Annotated in this window: 6 protein-coding genes and 1 pseudogene; all 7 read right to left on the bottom strand. The window is 45.4% G+C overall.

Features of this window, described 5'->3' with window-relative positions; genetic code table 11:
* Positions 1-651 (bottom strand): Nramp family divalent metal transporter (locus Q0R35_RS01310; protein WP_295613688.1); only part of this gene is annotated, 651 nt, incomplete at its 3' end.
* A gap of 208 nt (positions 652-859) precedes the next feature.
* Positions 860-1,258: a hypothetical protein gene (locus Q0R35_RS01305; protein WP_295613686.1), complete on the bottom strand. Its 399-nt coding sequence runs from the start codon at positions 1,256-1,258 to the stop codon at positions 860-862.
* Between the two features lie 5 nt (positions 1,259-1,263).
* The gene (locus Q0R35_RS01300) at positions 1,264-1,869 is read right to left on the bottom strand and encodes a hypothetical protein (RefSeq protein ID WP_295613684.1); all 606 of its coding nucleotides are present in this window, start codon (positions 1,867-1,869) and stop codon (positions 1,264-1,266) included.
* A gap of 765 nt (positions 1,870-2,634) precedes the next feature.
* Entirely contained in the window at positions 2,635-3,396 is a 762-nt protein-coding gene (fabG, locus tag Q0R35_RS01295; protein ID WP_295613682.1) for a 3-oxoacyl-[acyl-carrier-protein] reductase, read from the bottom strand.
* A gap of 57 nt (positions 3,397-3,453) precedes the next feature.
* On the bottom strand, positions 3,454-3,993 hold the full coding sequence (locus Q0R35_RS01290; protein ID WP_295613680.1) for a tetratricopeptide repeat protein: 540 nt from the start codon (positions 3,991-3,993) through the stop codon (positions 3,454-3,456).
* Positions 3,994-4,283: 290 nt separating this feature from the next.
* Positions 4,284-5,087, bottom strand: coding sequence for a transporter substrate-binding domain-containing protein (locus tag Q0R35_RS01285; RefSeq protein WP_295613678.1), 804 nt, complete (start codon positions 5,085-5,087; stop codon positions 4,284-4,286).
* 106 nt (positions 5,088-5,193) lie between these two features.
* A pseudogene (rplT, locus tag Q0R35_RS01280) lies at positions 5,194-5,376 on the bottom strand (50S ribosomal protein L20); the annotation flags it as partial.

Here is a 5,376-nt window from a genome sequence, read left to right as displayed (position 1 = left end):
TAAAATGCCGATCGCAATATACAATGCCTCTGGATTTCTGACTACTTCTACTTGCGGAATATAGCCGCCGAGAATACCGCCCAAATTGGGTTTGGCAAAGATTAATTCAGCGACAAAACAACCCCCAACCACAGCAATAATTGTTATTACCAATGCTTCAATATAACGGAAGCCCTTACCTTGCAGAAATAGCACCACAAAGATATCTAAAGCCGTAATGCATACGCCTACAGCTAGAGGAATATTAAACAATAACTGTAAAGCGATCGCACTGCCAACCAATTCGGCTAAGTCACAAGCTGAAATGGCAATCTCACACAACACCCACAGACAAAAACTGACAGGCTTGCTGAAATTATCCCGACATGCTTGAGCTAAATCTCTTCCAGTTGCTACCCCCAACTTGACACAGAGTGCCTGTAACAAAATTGCCATCAAATTTGACAACAAAATGATGCTCAACAGACTGTAGCCGAATTTAGCACCCCCAGCTAGATCCGTTGCCCAGTTACCTGGATCCATATATCCAACCGAAACAAGATATCCTGGCCCTGCATACGCCAACATCTTTTTCCAGAAGCTGCCATTGGTTGGGACGGTTACTGTGCGATGTACTTCTGGCAATGAAGGAATTTTGTCAATCTGTGACATGGGCTAATTTTCATATTCTTCTCATAATTATAGTTTACCACTTGAATAGTCCGATCTGTCGATCTCTGTGGCAGTCGGCACCAATCCTTGTTTCCGGTCTGGCGGATCGATCGTTGCTGTCCGAGCCAACCCCGATATCGCAGCCTAAGTACTATTTGGTACCTGCGCCAATTATGCCCTCAGCAAGTGCTGTGGCGGTGAGACTGTTTTAACGAATTGCTAAAGCTTGAACAATTGCGTGGCTAATTGGCTCTCCAATGGGTCTCCAAGCCATCGCAGTTGCCAAAAATAGTAAGCCAAAAAACACGGCGATCGTCGGTCTAAGCGACACATCGCGCTGTCTCCACGCTAAATACAGCAGCAACCAAGTTCCCAGCCAGACCGAAAACCCCACGAGCTGGTGGATGGGATAAGAGCCAACCCAACTCTGATAAGGCGGCCAAACAGCGATCTCAATTTTCTTACCAGACAAGAGTTGAGATTGCGCGATCGTTCGATATGTAGTCGATAGTGTCAGACAGCCTAATGCCGCAGACACGATCGCTGCGGCTGTTGCACCTAATGGAATTGGCGTGAGTAAATCGGTTTCTGCTTCTTGTTGATTCACGATCGTTAGTCCAATAAAGATGCTAGGCGAATTTTTGTCAGATCTAGCCCCAGGATTAAACTCATCAATACATACATCCATACCAATGCCAGTAAGATCCCGACAATTAGCGATAGATGACGCGATTTCCCTGTAGCATCACCGTATTGCCAAAGAATAAATGCAGCAGCGACCGATAATGGCAATGGAAACCAACCAATTAGCGGCTTGAAATCCATCAATGCCTGATGGAAAAAATAGCTCCGTTGCTGTACCCAAGCTTGGATATAATGCTGTGCTTGTATCTGATAGCTGATATACAACCAGTCTCCAGCCAGCACAGACACAGCGCACAAACCAGCCAATCCAGTGGTTAATTGACGTAATGGCTCTATCGTCATGCGACCACCTCGAATAATAGCAAAAGCGCGATGTCCGAGGTAGCCAGAAATCAGCGTTGTCAGTATCCCGATCGAACTATGGATCGTCGCAGGCGATCGAATGTTCTCAGGATACAAAACACCTAAAGTCGAAAATGAGATTAGTAAGATGCCAGCGACTCCAAGTTGGATCCAGGTCAACCATTTAGAAATTGACCTGGCTTGTTTGGCTGAAACAGACGAAGATTCCATAATTAAGATAGATTACGTCACGGCGAACGGTGTTATCGTGCCTTTCTAATAGTGGTTGTGGTAGTGACAGGCAAACTCAAATTCACCTGCTCGATTAGGCTTTGCCTACGCTATCAAGGACGAATGTTACAACCTCACCACAGCCCCATTAGGTGGTAGTTTGTCTTCTTCAATCGCGATCGATGCCCGTCGGAGATCGGTTTCACCTCTAGACATAATCGCCCAATCGTGGCGGGAGTTCGAGCAGGGTACGAAGTTAATCGGTTTGAGCCATCAGTGAGGCGAAAAAATGGCTAATTAGCACCCAATAATGTCTGACGATCGCGCCAAACCCGCATTCTGTCGTAACACTCCGAGCAGTTACCAATTGTAGGCTACCTACCTACATTATATGCCTTTGTCAATTCATGTAACACCGCAGATCGGAATTTTTTATCTACTGGGGTGAAACGAGTAACCTTTGCAGAAACTTACACTGAGGATTAAATAACCTGTTTTCAAGCCCTCGAAGCTTGCGCGTCGAATATCGACGCGCGTTAGAAAGAAATCTGTACCAATTGAAGGGTCTGAGTTTTAGGAGTCTGAAACCTTTGCTATGCTGTACTCATTTCTAGTATCAAAGAGCCTAGAGATTAATTGGTACGCCTAGAATCTTGACTCTCTCAGTTTTTGAAAACCAAAAATGCTAATAATTGAAACGTTCACCCAGCAACGTTCTTAGCCTTAGCGTAAGTTTCTGTACAGATGCTCATTTCACTCCGTAACTTACGCCATGACCATCCCACCATCGACATTAAACGTTTGACCAGTAATATATGCCGCCGCCGGATCGGCTGCTAAAAATCTGACCATTCCTGCTACTTCTTCGGGTTGTCCGTATCTACCCAGAGGAATGAATTGTAAAATCCCCTCCGCCTTGAGATCGTTTGTCATATCGGTGGCGATAAAACCAGGTGCTACCGCATTCACCGTAATGCCTCGGCTCGATAATTCCTTGGCGACTGTTTTGGTAAAGCCAATTACCCCAGCTTTAGATGCACTGTAGTTTGCTTGCCCTGGATTGCCCATTTGCCCTGCAACTGAGGCGATATTAATAATTCTGCCCGATTTTTGTTTGAGCATAATTTTACTCACCGCGCGGGTGCATGAAAACACGCCAGTGAGATTGGTATCGATGACGGCTTGCCAATCTGCTAATTTCATCCGTAATAGCAGCGTATCGCGCGTGATTCCGGCATTATTTACCAACACATCAACACGTCCCCATTTATCCATCACGGTACTGACAAGCGCGTCAATCTGCTCGGCTTTTGAGACATCCGCACCAATCGCCATTGCTTCGCCGCCACCACCCACAATTTGAGCGACTAATTCATCCGCAGCACCGCTAGAACTAGCATAATTAACTGCTACCTTCGCGCCCACGCTTGCTAATTCTAGCGCGATCGCGCGACCGATCCCTCTGGATGCACCTGTAACGATCGCGACTTTCCCGGTTAATAAATCCGACACTCTCAACTTCTCCATCTACACAAATAGCACTCGTCTCAATCTTACACTCGGACGTTGCATTCTTGAGCTTAACTATTTACTACTTACTACTAACCGACGACGCAGCGACTCGCTTCGGCGTTTGGCTGTTTCATTTTCTGGCTCTAATTCTAAAGCGCGATCGTAAATATCTAAAGCTTGAGATGCCAGTTTTTTTTGTTCGTAAGCATGTCCCAGATTATTCATTGCCATTACATAATCTGGTTCGAGTTTAATCGCTTCTTTATATTGACGAATTGCCATGTCGTACTGTTCTTGTCCGAAGTATGCATAACCGAGCGCATTGTATACTGGAGACATTTCAGGACTATCTGCATCTTCGAGTTTAATCGCTTTTTTGAACATCGCGATCGCCTGGATGAACATTTTTTTCTCTAGGTAAATACTCCCTAGTTCGTAATATTCTGGAATTGTTCCGCGCTCGGCTTTGAGTTTTTTCTCTAATTTATTGAGGGCGTTTTCAATTTTCTGGGTTTTGATAATTTGTCTGAGCACCGCAACAGCCGCGACGCTCAATAGTAGTAGAAATGCCGTTAGATAGACGACGAGTAAATTTTTATCTGAAAAGTCCATTGTTAAGCAGTGGGTAGTGACTAGTAAAAGCAGTGGCTGGGGGCAATTTCTGGCTCCTCGCTCCACGAGGTACTCAATACCTGACTATCTATGATAGCTTGAGAGCCAACTTACGTGTCTCAGGCTTGATAACAATTAACTAGGCTTTAGGGATTAGGTTTTAGGGATTAGGTTTTAGGTTTTAGGTTTTAGGTTTTAGCGAAGATCTACCCACCCCACTGGGCGGGTGACCCGACCAGTAGCCCTACGGGCACCCCTCCAGGGAGGGGATTTTCCTTACTCCTTACTCCTCACTCCTTACCCTCCAGTCCCCAGTACTGAATCCGCTGCTGAAGCCAGCCGTTAGCTTGCCATTGGGCGATCGATTTGTCTACTAATTGCCGTAATGCGTCGTATTGCTGCCCTTTGGGGATGACGATGCCTAAGGTTTCGGTGGATAATTTGTCGGGTAAAAGTCGATAAGTTGGTGTGGTTTTGCTCCACCCTATCAGGAGGCTGCGATCTGCGGCGATGGCGACAACTTTGCCTGTGGCGAGTAATTGTTGGGCTTGGCGGTAGCTATCGACACCGACTAATTGTGCTTTGGGGATGATATATTGGACTGAAGCGATCGTGGTAGAGTTATTTAAGATGGCGACTTTTTGACCGACTAGATCGCTATTGTTATTAATGTTCGATCGATTGGTAATTATGCCCGTTCCATCTCGATAATAATAGCGACTAAAATCGACTACTCGCGATCGGGTTGAGGTAATTGTGACTCGTGCAATTGTCAGATCTACAGTACCATCGATCGCGACTTTAAGCCGATCTTGATTGGCGACGGGTACTAGTTTTAGGGCATCTGAATTATTAAATATTTCGGCGGCTAATTTACGGGCGATATCGATTTCCAAGCCCTGTAAATTTCCCGATCGATCTCGAAAGCCTAATGGTGGTAAATTATCTTTAACTGCAACTATTAATTGTTTGCGTTGCTGAATTTCTTTGAGCGTTCCCGCTCGAACTGATGTTGATAAAAAATCGATACTCGCGATCGATAATAGTGTAAATAATAAAGATTTAAATCGATAAAGATTAGATCTATTCTTCATACCTAATTAGTAGATATTTGTAGGTTGGGTAGAGCGAATGTGAAACCCAACTCTTACCACCATTGATGGGATGGTTGGGTTTCGTGCCTCAACCCAACCTACAGATCTATTTCGCTGCTGCGGCTGCGGCTAATTCGATCACTTTCTCGAAACTAGCCGGATCGAGAATCGCAATTTGCGCGAGCATCTTACGGTTGAGTTGGATGTCAGCTTTTTTCATGTTGCCGATCAATTGACTGTAGCTCATGCATGTTGACGCGAAGCTGCATTGATCCGCGCAATCCACAAG

The organism is Chamaesiphon sp. GL140_3_metabinner_50, assembly GCF_025361915.1.
In the GTDB taxonomy this organism is placed as follows: Bacteria; Cyanobacteriota; Cyanobacteriia; order Cyanobacteriales; family Chamaesiphonaceae; genus Chamaesiphon.
The sequence above is the reverse complement of the archived record's forward strand: the minus strand, read 5'-3'. Positions and strand labels throughout refer to the sequence as shown.